This is a genomic window from Caulobacter sp. SRI_008 (genome assembly GCF_057586355.1).
Window position 1 is genome coordinate 1 of the sequence record NZ_JBYCZS010000034.1, and the last position, 20,911, is coordinate 20,911.

Below are 20,911 nucleotides of genomic sequence, written 5' to 3' on the forward strand. Positions count from 1 at the left end.
ATCCTTGGGGGTCTCGGTGGGCGTGACCTCGCCCAGCGCGCAGCCCTTCTTCAGCGGAAGGATCACCCGGCCGTCCTCGATGCGGGCCGGCGGCGCGGCGTCGGGGGCGGGGGCGGGGGCGGAGGCGGCGGGGGAGGCGGCGGCGGCGGGGGCGGCGGCGGCGGCGGCGGAGCCGCGAACGAGTACCGCAGGCCGACCGTCAGCGACTGGTCGCTGTACTGACCTTCGAACGTGCCCGGCTGCAGAGCGGCCGAACCCTTCGACTGCCAGCTGTGGTCGTCGGTGGCGAAGTAGCGGTAGGTGACGTCGAGCTTCAGCTTGTCGGTCGCCTTCCAGGCCAGACCGGCGATGCCCTGCCAGGCGATCGCGATGTCGTCGTCGTCGACGGTCAGGTTCTGGACCGCCGGGTTGGCGGTCGTGATGGCGCCCGAAACGCCGCTGAACTGGCCAACGGTCTGGACGTCCAGACGGTTGACGCCGAGGCCGGCGCCCAGGAACGGGTTGATCTTGGCGTCCGGCGCGAAGTCGTACAGGACGTTGAACATCAGCGACCAGGACTCGATCGAGCCTTCCGGACCGCCGCAGCGCGGAGCCGCGGTCGTGCGGGTCACGCCGGGGGTGCAGAGACCGATCGGCTGCTGACGGACGGGGTTGCCGCGGACGCTCTTCAGATCGCCCGGACGATAGCCGCCTTCGAGTTCAGCGCGCCAGTTCGGGGTGAACTGGTAGCCCAGACGCACGAAACCGGTCCAATCGGAGTCGGTGTTCCAGGTCCAGTGATAGTGAGCGCCGTCCGGAGCGTTGCCGTCCGACTCGCTGGTGACTTCGTTCGGCCAGTGGTAGCCGAGGTCGACCGCGCCGTACCAGCCGGTCTCTTGGGCCGAAGCGCCCGACGCGGCGAACACCGCGGCCAGGGCGGCTCCCGCCAGGAGTTTGAGTTTCATATCAAGAGCCCTCTATTGCCCTGCTCGGCCCAACGGCCGAGCATCGTTATACCAAGGCGCACGTTCCGCGAAAGTGTCGGCTCGGCAACACCGTCCAAAGTTTCACCGAGGCGGAAAGCCCCCCGCGACACCTCACGGTCGCCCTGTGAAACCCGCTCGCCGAATCTGGCGACCGGGGTTTCCCGAAGGCGTCCGCTCCCCTCTCGGTTCGCACGCAAAGCGCGTCCGCGCAAGGCCTTCCGTAGCGTCGGGCAGGTTCTAACGGCGGAAAAATGGCCGTAACGGCCAAGTTTTCCACATGGTGTCCGGCTACCTGCGACCCCGATGAGCGCCCCCGGGCTCATCCGGCGTCGCGCAGCCGCTTGCGCTTTCCGCCCAGGGCCTCCGGCCGGTTGAGCACCTTGCGGTATTCGTCGCGGCGCTCGTGGATCGAGGCGATGACCAGCCCCATGGGCACGCCGATATCGACCAGCACCGCCTCGGAAAGCTGCAGCGAGGCCTCGATGGTCTCCGGAACGGCGTCCGTGGCCCCCAGTTCATAGAGCCGCGCGGCGTGGCGGGCGTCGCGGGCGCGGGCGACGATGGTCAGGTCGGGACGATGGCCCCGGGCGGCGGCCACCACCGCCTCGGCGGCCTCGGGCGCGTCCATGGTGACGACCACCGCGCGGGCGTGGTCGAGGCCGCAGCGCTCGAGCAGCTCGATCCGGGCGGCGTCGCCGAAATAGACGCGGTGGCCGGCGCGGCGGCCCTGCTGCACCAGACCAGGGTCGCGATCGATGGCGATCCACGGCAGGTCGTGGCGGTCGAGCATGTCGCCGACCAGCCGCCCCACGCGTCCGAAACCGACCACCAGCACCCGCCCCTTGGGCTCCTCGGTCGACAGGTCCACGCCCTCCGGCGTCTCGGTGGTCTCGGCCGGGGTCTTGCGCCCCAACCGCGCGCCGATGCCGGTCAGGGCCGGGATCAGGAACATGGTCAGGGTGGCGGCCACCAGCACGGCCTGGCCGACCGAGGGGCTGACCACCTCGGCGTCCATGGCGTTGGCCAAAAGCACGAAGGCGAATTCGCCGCCGGCCGCCAGGGCGAGAGCGCTCTCGGCCGAGGCCCGGTTGGACAGGCCGAACAGCTTGCCCAGCCCGAACACCATGGCCGCCTTCACCACCACCAGGCCGACGGCCGTGCCCAGCACCAGGACCGGCGAGGCGACCAGCAGCGACAGGTCCAGGCGAATGCCCAGCGACACGAAGAACAGCGACAGCAACAGGCCCTTGAAGGGCTCGATCTTGACCTCGACCTCGTGGCGATACTCGGTTTCGGCCAGCAGCACGCCGGCGACGAAGGCGCCGAGAGCCATCGACAGGCCCGACAGCGCGCTGACCAGGCCAGCCCCGATGATCACCAGCAGGCAGGCGGCCATGAACATCTCTTCGCTCTTGGCCTTGGCGACCGAGCGCATCATCGGCCGCAGGGCCAAGCGGCCGACCAGCACGATGCCCCCCAGGCCGAGGGCCGCTGGCAGCAGGGCCAGCAGGCCGCGGGCGTCGAACTCGCCATGTCCGCGACCCAGGATCGCCAGGGTGATCAGGATCGGGGCCACCGCCAGGTCCTGGAACAGCAGCACCGAGAAGGTCGCGCGACCTCCCTCCGCGTGCAGCCGCTTGCGCTCGGCCAGCACCGGCACGGCGATGGCGGTCGACGACAGGGTCAGGGCCGAGCCGATGGCCAGGGCCGCCACCGGCGACTGGCCCAGCAGCATGGCCACCGCCCCCAGGGCCAGCGAGCAGCCGACCACCTGGGCCGCGCCCAGGCCGAAGACGTATTTGCGTAAGAGCCGCAGGCGCTCCCACGACAGCTCCAGCCCGATCATGAACAGCAGGAAGACGACGCCGAACTCGGCCAGCTGGCCGATCTCGTCGGGATTGTCGACGGTGACGTAGTCGAGCCAGGGAGCGATGCCGATCAGCCGGCCCAGGCCGAACGGCCCCAGGATCACGCCGGCCAGCAGGAAGCCGAGGATGGGATTGATCTTCAGGCGCTTGAACAGCGGCGCGACGATCCCGGCCGTGGCCAGGAACAGGACCAGATCCTTGTAGTCCGCCGGTGAAACCTCGTGGTTCAAGCGCCCTGCCCTCCTTGGTCGATCCTAATCAGTCGCCGCCTTCAGCCGCACGCCGGGTCCCCACGCGCTCGCTTCGGGCTCGCCGCCCTCGACCGCCGCGATCAGTACGGCGCCGCCCTCTTCGAGCGCATCGATGAGAAGCCGCTCGGTGCTATGGTGCAAGGCGTGGCGCTCGGTCTCGAAGTCCTTGACCGTGCTGCGCGACACCCCCGCCTTGTCCGCGAGCTCGCCTTGCGACCAGTTGAGCAGGCCGCGGGCGCCCCGGCATTGGGCCGGAAGGAGAATTTTTGCGTGAGGCATCTGGAAACTCGCGGGCTTGTCACCCATATTGGTTGAGTACGCCCGAAAAAGATGACCGTCAAGGAGGCTTCATGCACCACACCTCGCTGATCGCAACCATCGTCGCGGGGCTTGGCCTGGCCTTCGTCTTCGGCGCGCTCGCCAACCGGTTGAAGCTTCCCGTGCTGGTCGGATACCTGCTGGCCGGGGTGCTCGTAGGGCCCTTCACGCCGGGCTATGTCGCCGACCAGGAACTGGCCCCGCAGCTGGCCGAGATCGGCGTCATCCTGCTGATGTTCGGGGTCGGCCTGCACTTCTCGGTCAAGGACCTGATGGCGGTGCGCAAGATCGCCATCCCCGGCGCCGTCGTGCAGATCGCCGCCGCCACCGTCATGGGCGTGGGCTTGGCCGTGGCGCTGGGCTGGGGCTGGGGCGCGGGCGTGGTCTTCGGCCTGGCTTTGTCGGTCGCCTCGACCGTGGTGCTGCTGCGGGCCCTGCAGGAGCGCCGGCTGATCGAGACTGACCGGGGACGCATCGCCGTCGGCTGGCTGATCGTCGAGGACCTGGCCATGGTGCTGGCCCTGGTGCTGCTGCCGGCCCTGTCGGGCCTGATGGGCGGCACCCCGCCGGCCAACGCCTCGGGCGGCCTGCTGATGACCTTCGCCATCACCATCGGCAAGGTCGTCGCCTTCGTCGCCTTCATGCTGATCGTCGGCCGCCGGGTCATTCCCTGGATCCTGCACCGCATCGCCCACACCGGCTCGCGCGAGCTCTTCCGCCTGGCGGTGCTGGCCATCTGCCTGGGCGTGGCGTTCGGCTCGGCGGCGCTGTTCGGCGTCTCCTTCGCGCTCGGCGCCTTCTTCGCCGGCATGATCATGGCCGAGAGCGAGCTGTCGCATCAGGCCGCCAACGAGACCCTGCCCCTGCGCGACGCCTTCGCCGTGCTGTTCTTCGTCTCGATCGGCATGCTGTTCGACCCGATGGTGCTGCTGCGCGAGCCGCTGGCGGTGCTGGCCACCGTGCTGATCATCGTGGTGGGCAAGTCGCTGGTGGCCTACGCCCTGGTGCTGGCCTTCAAGCGTCCGCAGAGCGTGGCCCTGACCATCTCCGCCAGCCTGGCCCAGATCGGCGAGTTCTCGTTCATCCTGGCCGGCCTGGGCGTTTCGCTGAAGCTGCTGCCGGCGGAAGGCCGCGACCTGATCCTGGCCGGCGCCATCCTGTCGATCCTGATCAACCCGCTGCTGTTCGCCTGGCTGGACAAGGCCATGGTCAAGGTCAGCGTCAAGGAGGCGGTCGAGCCGGTGGCCGCCGCGGCCCAGCCGCACGCGGTGCTGGTCGGCTACGGCCGGGTCGGCAAGGCGGTCGCCGAAGGCCTGAAGAACCGCACGCCGCTGGTCGTCATCGAGGACGAGGTCGACAGGGCGACCGAGCTGCGCGAGGCCGGCTATGAAGTCGTCCAGGGCAACGCCGTGCGCCCGGAAGTGCTGCAGCAGGCGGGCCTGGACAAGGCCACCCACGTCTTCGTCGCCGTGCCCAGCCCCTTCGAGGCCGCGCGGATCATCGAGCAGGCCCGCGCCGCCAACCCCGACGCCCGCATCGTCGCCCGCGCCTACACCGACGCCGACGTCGACCTGCTCACCCAGATGGGCGCCACCGACGCCCTGATCGGCGAGCAGGAGATCGCGCGGGGGATGCTGCAGCGGGCGCCGCGCAGGGCTCCGCCGCCGGCGACAGCGCACTGAAGTCGGTGAGAGCCAGATATAAAGAAACGCCGCGACAGCCCAGGGCCGTCGCGGCGTTTTCATTTCTCCTCCCCCGCCTGCGGGGGAGGGGGACCGCGAAGCGGTGGAGGGGGCGGCGGCGCGCGCGGCGCTTTGTCACTCGCCCCCTCCGTCACGCTGCGTATCCGCAGCGCGCCACCTCCCCCGCTAAAGCGAGGGAGGAGCAGGTCCGCTACTTCTTCTTCGCAGCCGACCTGCGCGAGAGCATGTTCAGACCCTCGACGCCGGCCGAGAAGGCCATGGCGGTGTAGATGTAGCCCTTGGGAACGTGCACCCCGAAGCCCTCGGCGATCAGCACGGTGCCGATCATCAGCAGGAAGCCCAGGGCCAGCATCACCACGGTCGGGTTGTTGTTGATGAAGTTGCCCAGCGGGTCGGCGGCCAGCAGCATCACGGTCACGGCCGCGATCACCGCGATGACCATGATCGCCAGGTGCTCGGTCATGCCGACGGCGGTCAGGATCGAGTCGATCGAGAACACCAGGTCCAGCAGGATGATCTGGAAGATCGCCGCGCCGACGTTGGAGATCGCAGCCCCGGTCTTGTCGAGCACGTCGTGGCTTTCCTCCTTGGGATCGACCGTGTGGTGGATCTCCTTGGTGGCCTTCCAGATCAGGAACAGGCCGCCGGCGATCAGGATCAGGTCGCGCCAGGAGAAGGCGGTCTCGAAGGCCGGCTCGCCGTGGCTGCCCACCGGGCCGACGATGCCGAGGTCGAAGACCGGGGCGGTCAGGCCGACGATGAAGGCGATGGTCGACAGCAGGACGAGGCGCATGATCAGCGCCAGCGAGATGCCGATGCGGCGCACGCGCTGGCGATGCTCGGGCGGCAGCTTGTTCGACAGGATGGAAATGAAGACCAGGTTGTCGATCCCGAGGACGACTTCCATGACCACCAGGGTGACGAGGGCCGCCCATGCGGCCGGGTCTGCGGCGAGGTGAAGGAGTTCGTTCATGGGTCCTGGCTAGGCTGTGGACAAGTTGATCACGCCCCAACCCGCCGCGAGCCCCGCCGCGGCCGCCAAAACGGCGGTCGGCGAAATGCGGCGAAACTGGGACTTGGAAATGCAGATATGACCGACGCCGCCCATATCAAGCCCCTGACCGCGCTTCGTTTCTTCGCCGCCTTCTGGGTGGTGATGTATCACTACTGGCCAAACCTCGCCGTCAGCGGCGCGGTTCCGGGCGTGGTGGCCAAGGGCTACCTGGGCGTCGAGGCCTTTTTCGTGCTGTCCGGCTTCATCCTCTGCCACGTCTATCTGACGGCTTTCGGCGAGGGCCGGTTCGGCTATGGCGGCTTCCTGTGGAACCGGCTGGCGCGGGTCTATCCGCTGCACCTCTTCACCATGGCCGGCGTCGGGCTGATGGCCATCGCCGCCGGGATCGCCGGCATCGCCGTCGACAAGAACATGATGGCCTGGGACGCCCTGCCGGCCAATCTGCTGATGGTCCAGGCCTGGGGCTTCGCGCCGGTGTCGGGGTGGAACCACCCCTCGTGGTCGATCTCGGCCGAGTGGTTCGCCTATCTCAGCTTCCCCGCCTTCGCCTTCGTGGCCTGGAAGCTGCGCGAGCGGCCGCTGGTGCTGCTGGGCGCGGCCCTGGCGGTGATCGCGGCGCTCTATCCGGCCTTCGAAAAGCTGGCCGGATTCCCGCTGACCGAGGCGACGATCCGCTGGGGCGCCCTGCGCATCGTGCCCTGCTTCTTCTATGGCTGCGCGCTCTACACCCTGTGGAAGAGCCAGACCCTGAGCCTGCGCGGAGCGGGAATCGGCGCCGGCGTGGCGGGGGTGCTTCTGCTCGCTACAGTGCAGCTCCAGGCGCCAGATGCGTTGATCGTGGCCATTTTGGGCGGTTTTATTCTATCGCTGGCGCGCCGGGCCAAGGCCGGTTCGACCTTCGCCACCCAAAGCATCTTCGTGTATCTGGGCGAGATCAGCTACTCGACCTACATGATCTGCATTCCGTGGAAGATCCTGGCGGTCAACGGCGCGGCCAAGCTCTTGAATATCGAGGGCGACAAACTGCCGCTTCTGGTCTGGGCGTTAATCGTCGCAGCCTTGATTCCGCTGTCCGCGGCCTCGTACCACCTGGTGGAAAAGCCGGCCCGGGACTTGATGAAGTCTTTGGCCAAGCGCCGCAGTGGCGCCGCCACAACCGTCACTGTGGCTCAATAAACACTCTTTTCATATTTTTCCCCCAGGGTTATCGACTTACCCAGTGACGCGGGGGAGTACCCACAGCATGACGAAACGGAAGAGAGCCCTCTGGGGTTCCCTGGCCGCTGCGGCCATGGTCAGCCTCGCGCCGATCTCGAGCGCCGTGGCCGACGGGTACTGGCAGTGCGTCCCCTTCGCCCGCCTTATGTCGGGCATCCAGATCTTCGGCGACGCCCGCACCTGGTGGGGCCAGGCGGTCGGCAAGTACGACACCGGCTTCACGCCGAAGGCCGGCGCCGTCCTCTGCTTCAAGCCCACCGCCCGCATGAACCTCGGCCACGTGGCCTTCGTTTCGCAGGTTCTGACCGACCGGGTGATCCAGGTCACCCACGCCAACTGGTCCGTCATGAACGGCGCCCGCGGCCAGGTCGAACAGGACGTCACCGTCGTCGACGTGTCGGCTGCCGGCGACTGGAGCCAGGTCAAGGTCTGGTACGACCCGATCCGCGATCTGGGCACCACGGTCTATCCGACCCACGGCTTCATCTACCAGAACCAGCAGGCGGTCACGATCGCCGCCGCCACCAGCAAGCTGGCGCTCGCCCAGAACGCCGCCGTGTCGCTGGCCAAGCAGGCCGCCAACCAGGTCGCCTCGTCGGTCCGCGCCAACCCGCTGGACATGATCAACCAGGCCGCCGACTCGACCGACCGTATCGCCGCCCTGATCGCCGCCGCCCAAGGCGACGACAAGCCCGCTCAGCAACAGCGCTGATCCCCGGTCCATCGCGTCGCGCTGGTGCGTTGACGCGACCCTTCGCCTGGGCCACACCCGCAGGGTGAAGGTCCGGGTCGATCCATGCTGAGAGTTCTCCGACAAGGCGCCCCGGGCTTCGAGCCGGGCGGCCATACGCCCGACTGGCGCCTGCCGTCCGACGCCGTCTGGATCGAGCTCGTGGACCCCACCCGCGCCGAGGAAGTGGCCGTCGAGCAGTCGATCGGCCTGCTGCTGCCCACCCGCGAGGAGATGGCCGAGATCGAGGCCTCCTCGCGCCTCTACCAGGAGGACGGCGGCACCTTCATGACCGCCACCATCCTGGTCAACGCCGAGGGCGAGCTGCCCACGGCAGCCCCGGTGACCTTCGTGCTGACCGGCGATAAGCTGGTGACCATCCGCTACGTCGAGCCGCGCGCCTTCTCGGTGTTCACCGCCCAGGCCGAGCGCCAGCCCAGCCTGTGCCCCGGCGGCCCGCAGACCTTCCTTGGCCTGCTCGACGCCGTCATCGACCGCACCGCCGACATCCTCGAGCGCACCGCCAGCGAGGTCGAGACCCAGTCGCGGATGATCTTCGGCCGCCCGCGCGGCGCGGCCTTCGAGAAGATCCTCGAGCGCCTGGGCCGGGCCCAGATCGTCAACGCCAAGGCCCGCGACAGCCTGGTCAGCCTGGCCCGCCTGCTCAGCTTCGCCAGCCTGGCCGAGCAGTTCGAGGGCGACCGCGAACTGCGCGATCACCTGAAATCGCTGCAGCGCGACGTGACCTCGATCACCGACCATTCCAGCTACCTGTCGGGCAACATCACCTTCCTGCTCGACGCGGCGCTCGGCTTCATCAACATCGAGCAGAACCAGATCTTCAAGATCTTCTCGGTGTTCTCGGCCGTCTTCCTGCCGCCCACCCTGATCGCGGGGATCTACGGCATGAACTTCGAGCACATGCCCGAACTGCGCTGGCTGGAGGGCTATCCGATAGCGCTGGGCCTGATGCTAGCGGCGGCGCTGATTCCCTTGATGTGGTTCCGCCGAAAAGGCTGGCTGTGATTTGTTGCACAGCTGAAAAACAAACCGTTCCTTAAATGGAGCGGCGTCATAAGTTGCGGGAACCCTTGATAAAAAGCCTATGTCGCCCCTTCCCGCCACAGCGCCGCAAAGCCTGATCCGCAGGCCCCAGGCCGCCGCCGTCAAGGCCGCGGTCGAGGCGCATGGCCGCTATCTGAAGGGCCTGCCCGGCGGCCGCCGCGCGTCCCTGGCCTATATCGACCTCTCGCATTTCGAGCTCGACGGCGTCGACCTGTCCGAGGCCGACCTGACCGGCGCGCTGCTGGCCGGGGCCTCGCTGCGCGGGGCGATCCTCGACCGCGCGGTGCTCTATGGCGCCGACCTGCGCGACGCCGACATGCGCGGCGCCCGCCTGGTGCGGGTGGACATGCGCGGGGCCTATCTGCGCGGCGCCAACCTGTCGGGAGCCGACCTGTCGGGCTGCGACCTGCGCGAGGGCCTCACCGCCGTGCAGGACGGGGCCGATGGCTTCCGCCTGCTGCGCCACGCCGAAGACCGCGCCGGGCTCGACTACGCCATGCTGAAGGGCGCCAGCCTGGCCGGCGCCCAGATGTCCGACGCCTTCGCCCGCGCCGCCGACCTCACCGACGCCGACCTTTCAGGAGCCACCCTGTCGGGCGCGCGGCTGAACAACGCCACCATGAACCGGGTCGACCTGACCGGGGCCGAGATCTTCGGCGCCGACATGTCGGGCGCCCTGCTCAAGCGGGCGGTGATGACCGGGGTCGACGTCTCCGGCGCCAATCTCGAGGACGCCGACATGGCCGGGGTGCTGCGCGCCCCGCCGCCGCTGATCTATGTCGATGACCAGCCCCTGCACGACCTGCTCGACGAGCACGAGCGCTTCTGCACCAGCGGCGGCGCCCAGGGCCGGGCGATCTCGATCCCGCAGGTCGACTTCCGCCCGCTGCGACGCCTCAAGGGCCGCAAGCTGAGCGGCCTGACGGCGCCCGGCGCGATCTTCTTCGGCATGGACCTGGAGGGCGTCGAGCTGCAGGGCGCCAACCTGGTCGGGGCCGACCTGCGCGGGACCAAGCTGAAGGGCGCCGACCTGCGCGGCGCGCGCCTGGCCGACGCCGACCTCGCCCGCGCCGACCTGACGGGCGCCAAGCTCGGCCCGCTGGTGATCAGCGAGGGCCGCGCCCTGCGCACAGACCTGACCCGCGCGACCTTGCGCGGCGCCAACCTCACCGGCGCCGGCGCCGTCCGCGCCCGCCTGATCGACGCCGACCTGGCCCGCGCCAACCTCGCCGGCTGCGACCTGCGCGGCGCCGAGCTGCCGGAAGGCTTCGTTGCGCCGAAGGGGTAGAGAAGCGCCGGTCTCCACCCGCTGGCGTGAAGCCTACTCGGCCCTTTCCGACAGGGTCGTCGCCGAGGGCCGTGTCGATCCGAGCTTCGTCGAAGACCCCTTTTCCGCGGAAGAGCTGCGCGAGGCCGCCCTCGACACCGCCGGCTATGTTCACGCCATCGGACGTGGCGGGTACGCTCCCCAGACCGAGGAATATTATCTGGTCCTGCAGCTGTGCCAGAGCATCGCCATCATCTGCGGCCTGGATCCATCGGCCCTCACCGAGAAAGAGCGCGCGGCCTTGCTGGAATGCCTTGTCGAGATGCTGACGCCCCGCCGCAAATGGGTGGCCGAAGACCTCAAGACCGCCAACTATGCGGCGGTCGCGCACATCTGGCCGTTCGACGCCCTTCGTGCTCGTCTGACCGCCTAGGCCCTCGCGCGCGACAATACCTTTTCCGTCTTTTCTTATTCACCCCGCCCGCTACACCCGACGTCCGCACAGGCAACGGGGATGCGCCATGAGACTTCGGGGACTTCTGACGGCCGTCGCGCTGACCGCTCTTTGCGCTTCGCCAGCGGCCGCCCAGCTGCGCCTGGCCGCGAGCCCCGAAACCACCGTCCTCACGCCCCTGCCCGCCCTGGCCGGCGGCCGGGTCGCGGCGGGTCCCGACGGCTGGACCTACCAGTGGCCGAGCGCCCATTTCGAGGCCGCCTTCGAGGGTCCGGCCGTGCTGATCAAGGTCGGCGCCGGCGACCAGATCCTGCACCTGTCCATCGACGGCGTTCCGGCCGGACGGCTGGTCAAGCCCGCCCCCGGTCTCTACCGCCTCGACGGCCTGCCTCCCGGCCGCCACCTGGTGCGCGCCGCCGTGGTCGGCGAGATGCAGGCCGGCCCGGCCCGCTTCGGCGGCTTCTTCCTGGAAGGCGCGTCAAGGCCCCTGCCGCTGACCGCGCCCCGCCGCCAGATCGAGTTCATCGGCGACTCCCACAGCGTCGGCTACGGCGACGCCTCCGACAAGCGCGCCTGCACGAGCGACGAGGTGTGGAGCACCACCGACAACAGCCTCGCCTTCGGCCCGCTGACCGCCGCGCGCTTCGGGGCCGACCATCAGGTCAACGCCATCTCGGGCCGCGGGATCGTGCGCAACTACGGCGGCATGCCCGGCGACACCCTGCCGCTGGCCTGGCCCAAGGTGCTGCTGGGCGCTGCCCCGACCTACGCCAACGCCGACTGGGCGCCGCAGGTGGTGGTGATCAATCTCGGCACCAACGACTTCTCCACGCCCCTGAAGCCAGGCGAGCCGTGGAAGGACCGCCAGGCCCTGCGCGACGACTATGTGGCGACCTACGTCCGCTTCGCCCAGACGATCCGCGCCCGCCAGCCCCAGGCCTTCCTGATCCTGCTGGCCCCGCCCAGCGCCGACAACGAGATCGCCGCCCAGGTGGACCGGGTGGCCGAAAACCTCAAGGCCGGCGGCGAGACCCGCCTGGCCGTCATCCCTGTCGGCGAGATGGAACTGACCGCCTGCGACTGGCACCCTTCGGCCCGAGATCAACAGGGGATCTCGGCCCGCGTGTCGGGCTTCCTCGACCAGCGGCCGGAGATCTGGCAGGGGCGGTAGGGGAAACCCTCTCTCTTTGAGAGAGGGAGGGGCCCACGCCAAAGGCGTGGGAGGGTGAGAGGTTACAAACTTATCCGGACGAGGCGCGGCCAGGGTCTGGCTGTGGCGTCGAGGATGGATGACGCCCACATCCAGGGCGAAAGACTGACAGACATTGAAGCGGGGATCGGGGTTTGCCTGCCAGCGGTGAAACCTCTCACCCTCCCACCGCTGCGCGGCGGGCCCCTCCCTCTCTCAAAGAGAGAGGGTTTTGGCGCAGCGCTCCCCCATGACCAAAACTTAACTGGGCTCCCCCGCCCCCGCCTGATCCTCTGCGCCCCGCAACGCGAGGGGATTTCGACATGCGCTGGACGCCGCTGATCTGCGCCGCCGCCCTGCTGGCGCCGGCCATCGCCGTGGCCGCTCCCACGGTCGATCCAACCGCCCGCGCAGATGCCGTCATCCGCCGGGCCATGGTCGAGCGGCATATCCCCGGGCTGCAGGTCGTGGTGGTCAAGGACGGCAAGATCGTGCTCTCCCGCGCCTACGGCGTCGCCGACCTGGCGACCAAGGCGCCGGTCACCGCGGAGACGACCTTCCCCATCAACTCGATCACCAAGGCCTTCACCGGCGTGGCGGCGATGCGCGAGGTGCAGGCCGGGCGGCTGGACCTGGACAAGCCGATCGGCGCCTATGTGCCGGACCTCCCCGAGACCTGGCGCGGGATCGCCGTGCGCCGGCTGCTCAGCCACACCTCGGGCCTGCCCGACTTCGTGCCCCGCCAGAAGGACGGCGCGGTTTCCGAGGCCGACGCCTGGAAGGAGGCCCTGGCCGCGCCGGTGCTGTTTCCGCCCGGCGAGCGCTTCCACTACTGCCAGACCAACTACGCCCTGGTGCAGATGGCGATCGACCGCCTGCACGGCCGGCCGGTCTCCGAGCCGCTGGGCGGCGAGCAGTTCGCCCTCGCCGGCATGACCCGCTCGCGCTACGGCGACAGCCTGGATCCCAGCCCCGGGCGCACCGTCTCCTACGGCTACAAGCGCGAGACGCCCGACCAGCCGGCCGTGCGGCGCGAGGTGTTCTCGCCCCTGGCCCGCGCCGCCGCCGGCCTCGACAGCACCGGCGACGACATGGGCCGCTGGATGATGGCCCTGATGGACGGCCGCCTGCTGGGCCAGACGGCCAAGGCGACGATGTGGACGCCGGTTTCCTACACCGACGGCAAGCCGGGCCAGTGGGGCCTGGGCTGGCTGGTGCTCAAGCGCCCGGACCGCCTGGTCGTGGGCATGACCGGCGGCAGCCGCAACGCCGTCTATCTCTATCCGAACGACAAGGTCGGGGTGGCGATCCTCAGCAACCTGGCCGGCTCGACGCCGGAAGACCTGATCGACGAGATCGCCCAGGGCTTCGTCCCCGGCATGACCCTGACCGGCGTCGCGGCCCTGCGCGCCGAACTGGCCGCCGCCCCGCCGGAGCAGGCCGACGCCGTCGTCGCCCGCCTGCGCCGCGACCCGGCCTTCAAGCCCGACGAGCACGAGCTGAACGACTGGGGCTACCGCCTGCTGGCCTTCGGCAAGGCGCCGACCGCCCTGGTCGTCCTGAAACTGACCGCCGAGCTCTACCCCGACAGCGGCAACGCCCAGGACAGCCTGGCCGACGCCTACGAGGCCAACGGCGACAAGGCCGCCGCGATCGTCCACTACCGCCGCTCGCTGGCGCTGGATCCCGGCAACACCAACGCAACTAAGCGCCTCAAGGCGCTGGAGGCGGCCGGAAGCTGAACCGGGCTTGACCGGTAGGGACGGCGACGACACAACCTGAGATCATGAAGACTCGCACGCTCGTCGCCCTCCTCGCCGCGACCACCGCCCTCGTCGGCGGCGCGACCCTGGCCGTTTCGGCCGCCCGGGCGCCGGTCGCTCCGCCGGACCTGCACAGCGAACTGGCGGCCTTCCGCGACGTCTGCATCGCGCCCGCCTCGCACGGCGAGATCCTGCGCAAGGCCCGCGCCACCGGCTGGACGGCGCTGGAGGGCCAGGCCGTTCCGGCCCTGCTGCTCGGCCAGGGCGCCGCCCGCCTGCAGGAGGTCCGCCAAGGCGCGATCGCCGGCCGGCCCGCGCTGATCTACGTCGCCGACCTCGGCGGCACCTCGGAGTGCCGCGTCTATTTCCAGCCCGCCGATCCGGCCGCCACGGTCGAGCGGCTGAAGGGCGAGGTCGTGCTCGGCGCTCCCCTGGGCGCGCCCGATTTCGACGACACGCTGAACTATCCGGAAGGCTGGAAGGCGATCGGCTGGCACCGCAGCGTTGGCGACGGCTGGCGCGCCGTGCACTACAGCTTCGACCCCGACGGCCAGGGCCCCAACGCCGGCTGGCAGGCGATCGAGATCACCCGCAAGATCTAGAAAAGCTTCCCGCCCTGGGTCCTGGCGCGAACGCCCCCTCTCCCCTTGCGGGAGAGGGTGGCCCGGCGGAGCCGGGTCGGGTGAGGGGTCTCTCAAATCCATCCGCGGCAACGGCGGAGCGGCAGGGTGCGACGCGCCGTTTCTGAGAGACCCCCCATCCGTCATCCTTCGGATGACACCTTCTCCCGCAAGGGGAGAAGGACCCCTAAATCCCCGCCTTGATCGGCGCGAGGTCGGGATAGACCGGCTCGCGCTTGCCGGCTTTCGCCGCGAAGGCCTCGGCCATGTGCGGGCCGGCCAGCATGCCCGACTGCCAAACGGCCAGGTAATCCAGGGTGTCCGCCACCGAGTGGTCGCGGGCGTAGTTGATGATCACCTTGCTGCCGGTCACCGCCAGCGGGGTCTTCGACGCGATCTCGCGGGCGGTCTCCAGGGCGTGGGCGACCACCGCCTCGTGGCTGTCGAACACGGCGTTGACGAGGCCCAGCTCCAGGGCCTTCTGAGCCGGCAGCTTGCGGCCGGTATAGGCCAGTTCCTTGACCCAGCCCTCGGGGATCAGCTTGCACAGGCGCGGGAAGGTGCCGACGTCGGCGGTCATGCCGATGTTGATCTCCTGGATCACGAAATACGCATCCGACGTCGCGTAGCGGATGTCGCAGGCGGTGGCGAAGTCGACCGCCCCGCCGATGCAGCCGCCCTGGATGGCCATGATCACCGGCATCCGCGCCCGCTCCAGGCACGAGAAGGTCTCCTGCAGCCCCTTCACCTTGTGGCGGAAGGCCTCGGCCGCGACGTGGCGATCGACGGGCTCGCCGCCGGTGATGCCCTCGTCGGCGAACACCGACAGGTCCATGCCGGCGCTGAAGTGCTTGCCGGTCGAGGAGATGACGATCGCCCGCACCCCGCCTCGCCGGTCCAGGTCGTTCACGATTTCGGGCAGCTCGCGCCAGAACGAACGCGTCATGGAGTTGAAGCTTTCCGCCCTTATCAGCTTCAGGTGGGCGACGCCGGCCTCGATCTCTACTGTGAAGCAGCTATAATCGACCGGTGTTCCATTACCCATCGTCGCCTCCCTTATCGTTGTTCACCTGAACGATAGCACGGGCGACGGCGGCGACGTCAAATCCCGCGGGCCGATCCCCCGAACGCCCGTCCCTCGCAAGGAGCAGACAAAAATGCGCAAGCCCTTCGCCGCCGCCCTCTCGATCGGCGCCGTCCTGGCCTCCGGCCTGGCCGCCCCGCTTCCCGCCCTGGCCCAGAGCAAGCCGCTGGGCGGCCTGTTCTCGTGCGAGGGCACCGGCGGCAAGCAGGAAGGCGGCGCCCTGATCGGGGCCGGCGTCGGCGCCCTGGTCGGCAGCAAGATCTCCAAGAACGAGAAGACCCTAGGCGCCCTGGTCGGAGCGGCCGCTGGCGCGGCGGCGGGCTCCTATATCGGCTGCCGCATGCAGTCGACCGACACCGCCCGCGCCCAGGCCGCCACCAAGAAGGCCCTGGAGACCGGCCAGGCCCAGGTGTGGAGCAACCCGCGCACGGGCGCCTCGGGCCGCATCGACGTGGTCTCGTCCAGCTACGGCCCGCCGGTCGCCGGGGACTCCTTGCGCTTCGAGCGCAACATCCAGCAGCTGCCCAGCTACGACGCCGTCGGCGCCGACTACACCGCCCGCTCGACCGCCAACCTGCGCAGCGGCCCGTCGACCAGCGGGACCGTCGTCGGCAAGCTGTCGACCGGCGAGCGGGTCGAGATCCTGGGCGCCGTCCCCGGCTCCAACTGGCTGCTGGTGGGCCGCAACGGCTACGGGACCGGCTATGTCTCCGCCTCGCTGCTGACCGCCAGCAACTACGGCCCGCCCCCCTCGTGCCGCACCATCGCCGCCTCGGTGTCGACCAGCGGCCAGCGCCCGACCACCGAGCGCTACAGCGCCTGCCGCGACGGCCGCGGCGAGTGGCAGCTGACGCAGGTCTGATGAACCAGCTCCTCCCCCGCAAAGCGGGGGAGGGGGACCACGAAGTGGTGGAGGGGGCGGCGGCGCGCACGGCGCTCAGTCACTCGCCCCCTCCGTCACGGCGCTGATAGCGCCGCGCCACCTCCCCCGTTTCACGAGGGAGGAGCAGGCGCCTCCAAACACACCCACGTCCAGGTCACCCCGGCCGCCTGGTTGCCTGCCTGCACCGAAGCCGCCTCGGCGCGGTGGACCAGCCGCAGGCCCGAAGCCTCCGCCAGCGTGATCGTCTTCGCCACGTCGATCGGCCACACCGGCCGAGACGGCGCGCCTGGGCCGTGGCGCAGCGACATGACCAGCACCCCGCGCGGCGCCAGCAGGGCCGCCAACCTGCGCATGGCGAGCCCCCGCGCGGCCTCGTCCAGGTGCTGCCAGACGCCGCTCAGCAACAGGCGGTCGAACGGCCCCGACAGTCGCGCAAGTTCCGGCAAGCGGTCGTCGATCCACGCCAGGTCGGGCCGCAGCGCCCTTCCCGCCTCGCGCAACGCAGCGGCCGGCTCGACCGCGACCACCGCATGGCCCATCCCCGCCAGCCAGGCCGCGTCGCGTCCGGTCCCCGCCCCGATGTCGGCGATCCGCGCGGGCGTCGTCGGGATGAAGCCGGCCACCGGGGCGTAGAGCCCCGCCGGGTCTATGGTCTCGAACCGCTCGACAAGCGCCGCCCCGTCGGCCTCGTAGCCGGCCAGCACCACGTCGATCACAGGTCCACGACTTCGCACTTCAGGCTGGCGCGGATGCGGTCGGCGACCAGGCGGCGATGGCAGCAGGCCGGGTCGTCCTCGTAGCACAGCAGGGCGATGCGCTTTTCGCCGGCCAGCTGCGTCGCCTGGGCCAGGGCCACCTGGGCCTTGGGCTCCTCCAGGTGGGCCAAAAAGATCTCGTGCATCTCGCCCACCCGACCGGCGCGGGCGGCGTCGCGGCCGGCCTTGGGCGTGCCCAGCGGCTGCAGGTGCAGGTAGCCGATGCCCTCGGCCAACAGGCTGTTTCCCAACAGAGTCTTGGAGAAGCCGGCCTTGCGCGACGAGGCCACGGCCCGCACGTCGACCACCAGCTCGACCTGGGCGGCTTTCAGGCGCCCGATCATCCCGGCCTGCGTATCGGTCTCGTAGCCTATCGTGGCGAGCGGATTCATCGCGGCTCCATTGGACGGCGGGGCTGCCCGCCCCTACCTTAAGGCGCAAGTCGACGAAGAAGGAACCTCGGGCCTATGGACGCCGCCGTCTTCCGCGAACCCAAGCGGCGCCTGATCGCCATCGACAGCCCGGCCGGCGGCGGCGAGATGGCAGCGCTGGACTTCGGTCCGCCCAGCCGCGCCGTCGACGTCGTCTTCGTCCACGCCAACGGCTTCAACGCCCAGACCTACCGCACCCTGCTGGCCCCGCTGTCGGCCGGCCTGCGGGTGCTGGCGGTCGACCAGCGCGGCCATGGCGACAGCCGGCTGAAGGCCGATCCGGAAGGGCGCCGCTCGTGGCTGGACCTGCGCGACGACCTGCTGGCCCTGCTCCAGGCGCTGGACCAGGCGCCGGTGGTGCTGGCCGGCCACTCGATGGGCGCCACCGTCAGCCTGCTGGCCGCCGCCCAGGCCCCGGGCAAGGTCTCCAGCCTCGTCCTGCTCGATCCCGTCGTCATGCCGCGCATGCTGGCCCTCTACGCCAAGGCGCCGTGGACCTCGGGGCGGCTGTGGAAGCGCCTGCCGATCGCCCAGGCCGCCACCCGTCGGCGCGAGGTGTTCGACAGCCGCGAGGCCGCCTTCAACGCCTATCGCGGTCGCGGCGCCTTCAAGTCCTGGCCCGAGGCGATGCTGGCCGACTATGTCGGCGGCGGCTTCAAGGACCGGCCCGACGGCAAGGTCGAGCTGGCCTGCACCCCCGCCTGGGAGGCCTCCAACTACGCCGCCCAGGGCCACGATCCCTGGCGCGCGGTCGGCGAGTTCCGCGGTCCGGTGAGGATCCTGAAAGCCGAGCACGGCTCGACCTGCCGCACCGGCGACGGCGCGGCCTTCGCCCGCCGCGGCAAGGCCGTGCGCATCGAGACCGTGGTCGGGACCAGCCACTTCCTGCCGATGGAACGCCCTGACTTGGTGCGCGAAGCGATCTTCGAAGCGGCGACTTAAGCGCCCAAAGAAAAACCCCGAGCGGTGAGGCCCGGGGCTCTACTCCTCCCCCGCGTGCGGGGGAGGGGGACCGCGAAGCGGTGGAGGGGGCGAGACTGGGCTCAGTGCCGGCCGTCGCCCCCTCCGTCACGCTGCGTATCCGCAGCGCGCCACCTCCCCCGCTAAAGCGAGGGAGGAGCACGTCGCACGGACATCACCAGATCTTCACGCGCTCTTCCGGCGCGATGTAGAGCTTGTCGCCCGGCTGGATGTCGTAGGCCTTGTACCAGCCCGGCTGGTTCCGGATCGTGCCGTTGACGCGGTAAAAAGCCGGCGAGTGCGGGTCGCTGGCGATCTGCTGCTTGAGCGCGTCGTCGCGGCTCTTCTGGCGCCACACCTGGGCCCAGCCGAGATAGACCCGCTGGTCGCCGGTGAAGCCGTCCAGCACCGGGGCCGGCTGCCCCTTCAGCGAGGCGTGGTAGGCGTCCAGGCCGAAGGACAGGCCGCCCATGTCGCCGATGTTCTCGCCCATGGTCAGGTCGCCGTTGACGTGCACGCCCGGGAAGGGCTCGAACGCCGAGTACTGCTTGCCCAGCTTGGTCTTCTGGACCTCGAACTTGGCGGCGTCCTCCGCCGTCCACCAGTCGCGCAGCACGCCGTCGCCGTCGGACTTGCGGCCCTGGTCGTCGAAGCCATGGCCGATCTCGTGGCCGATCACCCCGCCGATGCCGCCGTAGTTGACGGCCGGGTCGGCGTCCGGATGGAAGAACGGCGCCTGCAGGATGGCGGCCGGGAACACGATCTCGTTGTTGACCGAGTTGTAGTAGGCGTTGACCGTCTGCGGGGTCATGCCCCACTCGGTCTTGTCGACCGGCTGGTTCAGGCGCTCGACGTCATGGCGCCATTCGAAGGCGTTGGCGCGCAGGCTGTTGCCGTAGGCGTCGCCCTCGCGGATCTCCAGCTTGGAGTAGTCGCGCCACTTGTCGGGATAGCCGATCTTGACGGTGAACTTGGCCAGCTTGTCCAGCGCCCGTTCCTTGGTCTCCGGACCCATCCAGTCGAGGTTCTCGATCCGGGCCTTCAGGGCCGTGCGCAGGTTGCCGACCAGGTCGACCATCTTGGCCTTGGAGTCCGGCGGGAAGTATTCGGCCACATAGACCTTGCCGACGCTCTCGCCGAGCATGTCGTTGACCTGGGCGACGCCGCGCTTCCAGCGGGGCTTCTGCTCGGGCTGGCCGGCCAGGGTCTTGTTGCGGAACGCGAAGCTGGCGTCGACGAAGCGCTTGGACAGCAGCGGGGCGGCGCCGTCGACGACCTTGAACGTCTGCCAGGCCTTCAGGGTCTCCAGCGGGGTTTCGGCGTAGATCTTGGCGAACTTCGGGAAGGCCGTGTCGGTGGTCACCACCACGCGATTGATCTTCGGCAGTTCGGTGCCGACCAGGAAGCGGTTCCAGTCGTAACCCGGGGTCAGGGCCTGCAGCTCGGCCCAGGTCTTGGGATTGTAGGTCTTGTCGCGGTTGCGGCGTTCGACGCGCGTCCAGCTGGCCTCGGCCAGCCGCGTCTCGAAGGCGACCACGGCCTTGGCGCTCTCGGTCGCGTTCTCCCAGCCGACGGAGGTCAGCATCTTGGCGACATAGAGCTCGTAGGCGGCCTTCTTGTCGGCGAACTTGGCGTCGAGATAGTAGTCGCGGTCGGGCAGCGACAGGCCGCCCGGGCCGGCGTAGACGGCGTAGCGGGTCGGGTTCTTGGCGTCGGTCGAGACATAGAGGCCCAGGATCGACGAGAAGCCCGTGGTCGCGCTCTTGCCCATCAGGGCGGTGAAGTCGGCCTTGGTCTTGACCTCCCGGACCTGCTTCAGCTCGCCGGCGATCGGCGCGACGTCCAGGGCGTTGATCCGGGCCTCGTCCATGAAGGCCTTGTAGGCGGCGCCGACCTTGACGCTGTCGGCGTCGGTGGTCTTGCCGGCGGCGGCGCCCTCGATGATGGCGCGGGTGCGGGCTTCAGACAGCTCGGCCAGCTTGTCGAAATTGCCGTAGCGGGTGCGGTCGGACGGGATGGTCGTGACCTCGTCCCACTTGCCGTTGGCGTACTTGTAGAAGTCGTCGCCCGGCTTCACCGAGGTGTCCATGCCCGAGAGGTCGAAGCCCCACTGGCCGTAGCGCGGCGACCCCAGCGAGACCTCGGCGCCGCCGGCGTCGGAGCCCTGGGGCAGCAGCGACTGTACGGTGCAGGCGTCGTCGACGCAGGCGTGCTCCTCATGGGCCTGGGCGGCGTAGGCGGACATCGAAAGGGCGACCGCCGCGGCGGCGCCGAACCAAGCTTTTTTCATCGAAAGGCAGATCCGTTGGAAAACCCGCGGCAATCTGCGCCGGACGCTGAAATTTCCTGCCTTAAAATTCTGTCATGTTTGC

The 20,911-nt window shown here is 69.6% G+C and carries 18 protein-coding genes and 1 pseudogene; 11 read left to right on the forward strand and 8 right to left on the reverse strand.

Features of this window, described 5'->3' with window-relative positions; all coding sequences use genetic code 11:
• Positions 1-83: 83 nt before the first annotated feature.
• From AC2YHT_RS23230 to AC2YHT_RS23240, 3 genes and pseudogenes are all read right to left on the reverse strand, one after another.
• A pseudogene (locus AC2YHT_RS23230) lies at positions 84-944 on the reverse strand (outer membrane protein); the annotation flags it as partial.
• A 340-nt stretch (positions 945-1,284) separates the two neighbouring features.
• Positions 1,285-3,063, reverse strand: coding sequence for a cation:proton antiporter domain-containing protein (locus AC2YHT_RS23235; RefSeq protein ID WP_487292211.1), 1,779 nt, complete (start codon positions 3,061-3,063; stop codon positions 1,285-1,287).
• Between the two features lie 24 nt (positions 3,064-3,087).
• Positions 3,088-3,363, reverse strand: a complete 276-nt coding sequence (locus tag AC2YHT_RS23240) for a helix-turn-helix domain-containing protein (RefSeq protein ID WP_487292252.1) — start codon at positions 3,361-3,363, stop codon at positions 3,088-3,090.
• Positions 3,364-3,434: 71 nt separating this feature from the next.
• On the opposite strand from AC2YHT_RS23240, the gene ybaL reads away from it, so the two are divergent.
• Positions 3,435-5,084 (forward strand): YbaL family putative K(+) efflux transporter, encoded by a 1,650-nt coding sequence (ybaL, locus tag AC2YHT_RS23245; protein WP_487292212.1) that lies wholly within the window; start codon positions 3,435-3,437, stop codon positions 5,082-5,084.
• A gap of 211 nt (positions 5,085-5,295) precedes the next feature.
• Here the strand turns inward: ybaL and AC2YHT_RS23250 are convergent, their stop codons facing one another.
• Positions 5,296-6,078: a TerC family protein gene (locus AC2YHT_RS23250; RefSeq protein ID WP_487292213.1), complete on the reverse strand. Its 783-nt coding sequence runs from the start codon at positions 6,076-6,078 to the stop codon at positions 5,296-5,298.
• A 117-nt stretch (positions 6,079-6,195) separates the two neighbouring features.
• Between AC2YHT_RS23250 and AC2YHT_RS23255 the strand changes: the two genes are divergently transcribed.
• The 8 genes from AC2YHT_RS23255 to AC2YHT_RS23290 all read left to right on the forward strand — a co-directional run bounded on the left by AC2YHT_RS23255 (position 6,196) and on the right by AC2YHT_RS23290 (position 14,408).
• The gene (locus AC2YHT_RS23255; protein WP_487292214.1) at positions 6,196-7,296 is read left to right on the forward strand and encodes an acyltransferase family protein; all 1,101 of its coding nucleotides are present in this window, start codon (positions 6,196-6,198) and stop codon (positions 7,294-7,296) included.
• A 67-nt stretch (positions 7,297-7,363) separates the two neighbouring features.
• The gene (locus tag AC2YHT_RS23260; RefSeq protein WP_487292215.1) at positions 7,364-8,050 is read left to right on the forward strand and encodes a CHAP domain-containing protein; all 687 of its coding nucleotides are present in this window, start codon (positions 7,364-7,366) and stop codon (positions 8,048-8,050) included.
• Between the two features lie 84 nt (positions 8,051-8,134).
• Positions 8,135-9,094, forward strand: coding sequence for a magnesium transporter CorA family protein (locus AC2YHT_RS23265; RefSeq protein ID WP_110122176.1), 960 nt, complete (start codon positions 8,135-8,137; stop codon positions 9,092-9,094).
• Between the two features lie 79 nt (positions 9,095-9,173).
• On the forward strand, positions 9,174-10,421 hold the full coding sequence (locus tag AC2YHT_RS23270) for a pentapeptide repeat-containing protein (RefSeq protein WP_487292216.1): 1,248 nt from the start codon (positions 9,174-9,176) through the stop codon (positions 10,419-10,421).
• Positions 10,405-10,833, forward strand: coding sequence for a hypothetical protein (locus AC2YHT_RS23275; RefSeq protein WP_487292217.1), 429 nt, complete (start codon positions 10,405-10,407; stop codon positions 10,831-10,833). Before AC2YHT_RS23270 ends, AC2YHT_RS23275 begins: the two co-directional genes overlap by 17 nt.
• Positions 10,834-10,921: 88 nt before the next feature.
• Complete coding sequence (locus AC2YHT_RS23280; RefSeq protein WP_487292218.1) at positions 10,922-12,025, forward strand: SGNH/GDSL hydrolase family protein; 1,104 nt, start codon at positions 10,922-10,924, stop codon at positions 12,023-12,025.
• A gap of 341 nt (positions 12,026-12,366) precedes the next feature.
• The gene (locus AC2YHT_RS23285) at positions 12,367-13,785 is read left to right on the forward strand and encodes a serine hydrolase (RefSeq protein WP_487292219.1); all 1,419 of its coding nucleotides are present in this window, start codon (positions 12,367-12,369) and stop codon (positions 13,783-13,785) included.
• 44 nt (positions 13,786-13,829) lie between these two features.
• Entirely contained in the window at positions 13,830-14,408 is a 579-nt protein-coding gene (locus tag AC2YHT_RS23290; protein ID WP_487292220.1) for a hypothetical protein, read from the forward strand.
• 205 nt (positions 14,409-14,613) lie between these two features.
• Here AC2YHT_RS23290 and AC2YHT_RS23295 read toward each other — a convergent pair whose 3' ends face one another.
• Positions 14,614-15,471, reverse strand: a complete 858-nt coding sequence (locus AC2YHT_RS23295) for a crotonase/enoyl-CoA hydratase family protein (RefSeq protein WP_487292221.1) — start codon at positions 15,469-15,471, stop codon at positions 14,614-14,616.
• Positions 15,472-15,583: 112 nt separating this feature from the next.
• On the opposite strand from AC2YHT_RS23295, the gene AC2YHT_RS23300 reads away from it, so the two are divergent.
• Entirely contained in the window at positions 15,584-16,372 is a 789-nt protein-coding gene (locus AC2YHT_RS23300; RefSeq protein ID WP_487292222.1) for an SH3 domain-containing protein, read from the forward strand.
• A 131-nt stretch (positions 16,373-16,503) separates the two neighbouring features.
• Here AC2YHT_RS23300 and AC2YHT_RS23305 read toward each other — a convergent pair whose 3' ends face one another.
• The gene (locus tag AC2YHT_RS23305; RefSeq protein ID WP_487292223.1) at positions 16,504-17,109 is read right to left on the reverse strand and encodes a class I SAM-dependent methyltransferase; all 606 of its coding nucleotides are present in this window, start codon (positions 17,107-17,109) and stop codon (positions 16,504-16,506) included.
• Positions 17,106-17,540 (reverse strand): DUF488 domain-containing protein, encoded by a 435-nt coding sequence (locus tag AC2YHT_RS23310; protein ID WP_487292224.1) that lies wholly within the window; start codon positions 17,538-17,540, stop codon positions 17,106-17,108. The genes AC2YHT_RS23305 and AC2YHT_RS23310 overlap by 4 nt, the downstream gene beginning before the upstream one ends.
• Before the next feature lie 75 nt (positions 17,541-17,615).
• Here AC2YHT_RS23310 and AC2YHT_RS23315 point away from each other — a divergent pair, with 75 nt between their 5' ends.
• Complete coding sequence (locus AC2YHT_RS23315) at positions 17,616-18,521, forward strand: alpha/beta fold hydrolase (protein WP_487292225.1); 906 nt, start codon at positions 17,616-17,618, stop codon at positions 18,519-18,521.
• Between the two features lie 193 nt (positions 18,522-18,714).
• Here the strand turns inward: AC2YHT_RS23315 and AC2YHT_RS23320 are convergent, their stop codons facing one another.
• A complete protein-coding gene (locus tag AC2YHT_RS23320) occupies positions 18,715-20,829 on the reverse strand; it encodes a M13 family metallopeptidase (RefSeq protein ID WP_487292226.1) in 2,115 nt (704 codons plus the stop codon).
• Positions 20,830-20,911 lie beyond the last annotated feature (82 nt).

Coding starts and splice junctions, on each gene's coding strand:
- AC2YHT_RS23240 (WP_487292252.1), bottom strand. CDS start 3,363: ATGCCTCACGCAAAAATTCTCCTTCCGGCCCAATGCCGGGGCGCCCGC.
- ybaL (WP_487292212.1), top strand. CDS start 3,435: ATGCACCACACCTCGCTGATCGCAACCATCGTCGCGGGGCTTGGCCTG.
- AC2YHT_RS23250 (WP_487292213.1), bottom strand. CDS start 6,078: ATGAACGAACTCCTTCACCTCGCCGCAGACCCGGCCGCATGGGCGGCC.
- AC2YHT_RS23255 (WP_487292214.1), top strand. CDS start 6,196: ATGACCGACGCCGCCCATATCAAGCCCCTGACCGCGCTTCGTTTCTTC.
- AC2YHT_RS23260 (WP_487292215.1), top strand. CDS start 7,364: ATGACGAAACGGAAGAGAGCCCTCTGGGGTTCCCTGGCCGCTGCGGCC.
- AC2YHT_RS23265 (WP_110122176.1), top strand. CDS start 8,135: ATGCTGAGAGTTCTCCGACAAGGCGCCCCGGGCTTCGAGCCGGGCGGC.
- AC2YHT_RS23270 (WP_487292216.1), top strand. CDS start 9,174: ATGTCGCCCCTTCCCGCCACAGCGCCGCAAAGCCTGATCCGCAGGCCC.
- AC2YHT_RS23280 (WP_487292218.1), top strand. CDS start 10,922: ATGAGACTTCGGGGACTTCTGACGGCCGTCGCGCTGACCGCTCTTTGC.
- AC2YHT_RS23285 (WP_487292219.1), top strand. CDS start 12,367: ATGCGCTGGACGCCGCTGATCTGCGCCGCCGCCCTGCTGGCGCCGGCC.
- AC2YHT_RS23290 (WP_487292220.1), top strand. CDS start 13,830: ATGAAGACTCGCACGCTCGTCGCCCTCCTCGCCGCGACCACCGCCCTC.
- AC2YHT_RS23295 (WP_487292221.1), bottom strand. CDS start 15,471: ATGGGTAATGGAACACCGGTCGATTATAGCTGCTTCACAGTAGAGATC.
- AC2YHT_RS23300 (WP_487292222.1), top strand. CDS start 15,584: ATGCGCAAGCCCTTCGCCGCCGCCCTCTCGATCGGCGCCGTCCTGGCC.
- AC2YHT_RS23310 (WP_487292224.1), bottom strand. CDS start 17,540: ATGAATCCGCTCGCCACGATAGGCTACGAGACCGATACGCAGGCCGGG.
- AC2YHT_RS23315 (WP_487292225.1), top strand. CDS start 17,616: ATGGACGCCGCCGTCTTCCGCGAACCCAAGCGGCGCCTGATCGCCATC.
- AC2YHT_RS23320 (WP_487292226.1), bottom strand. CDS start 20,829: ATGAAAAAAGCTTGGTTCGGCGCCGCCGCGGCGGTCGCCCTTTCGATG.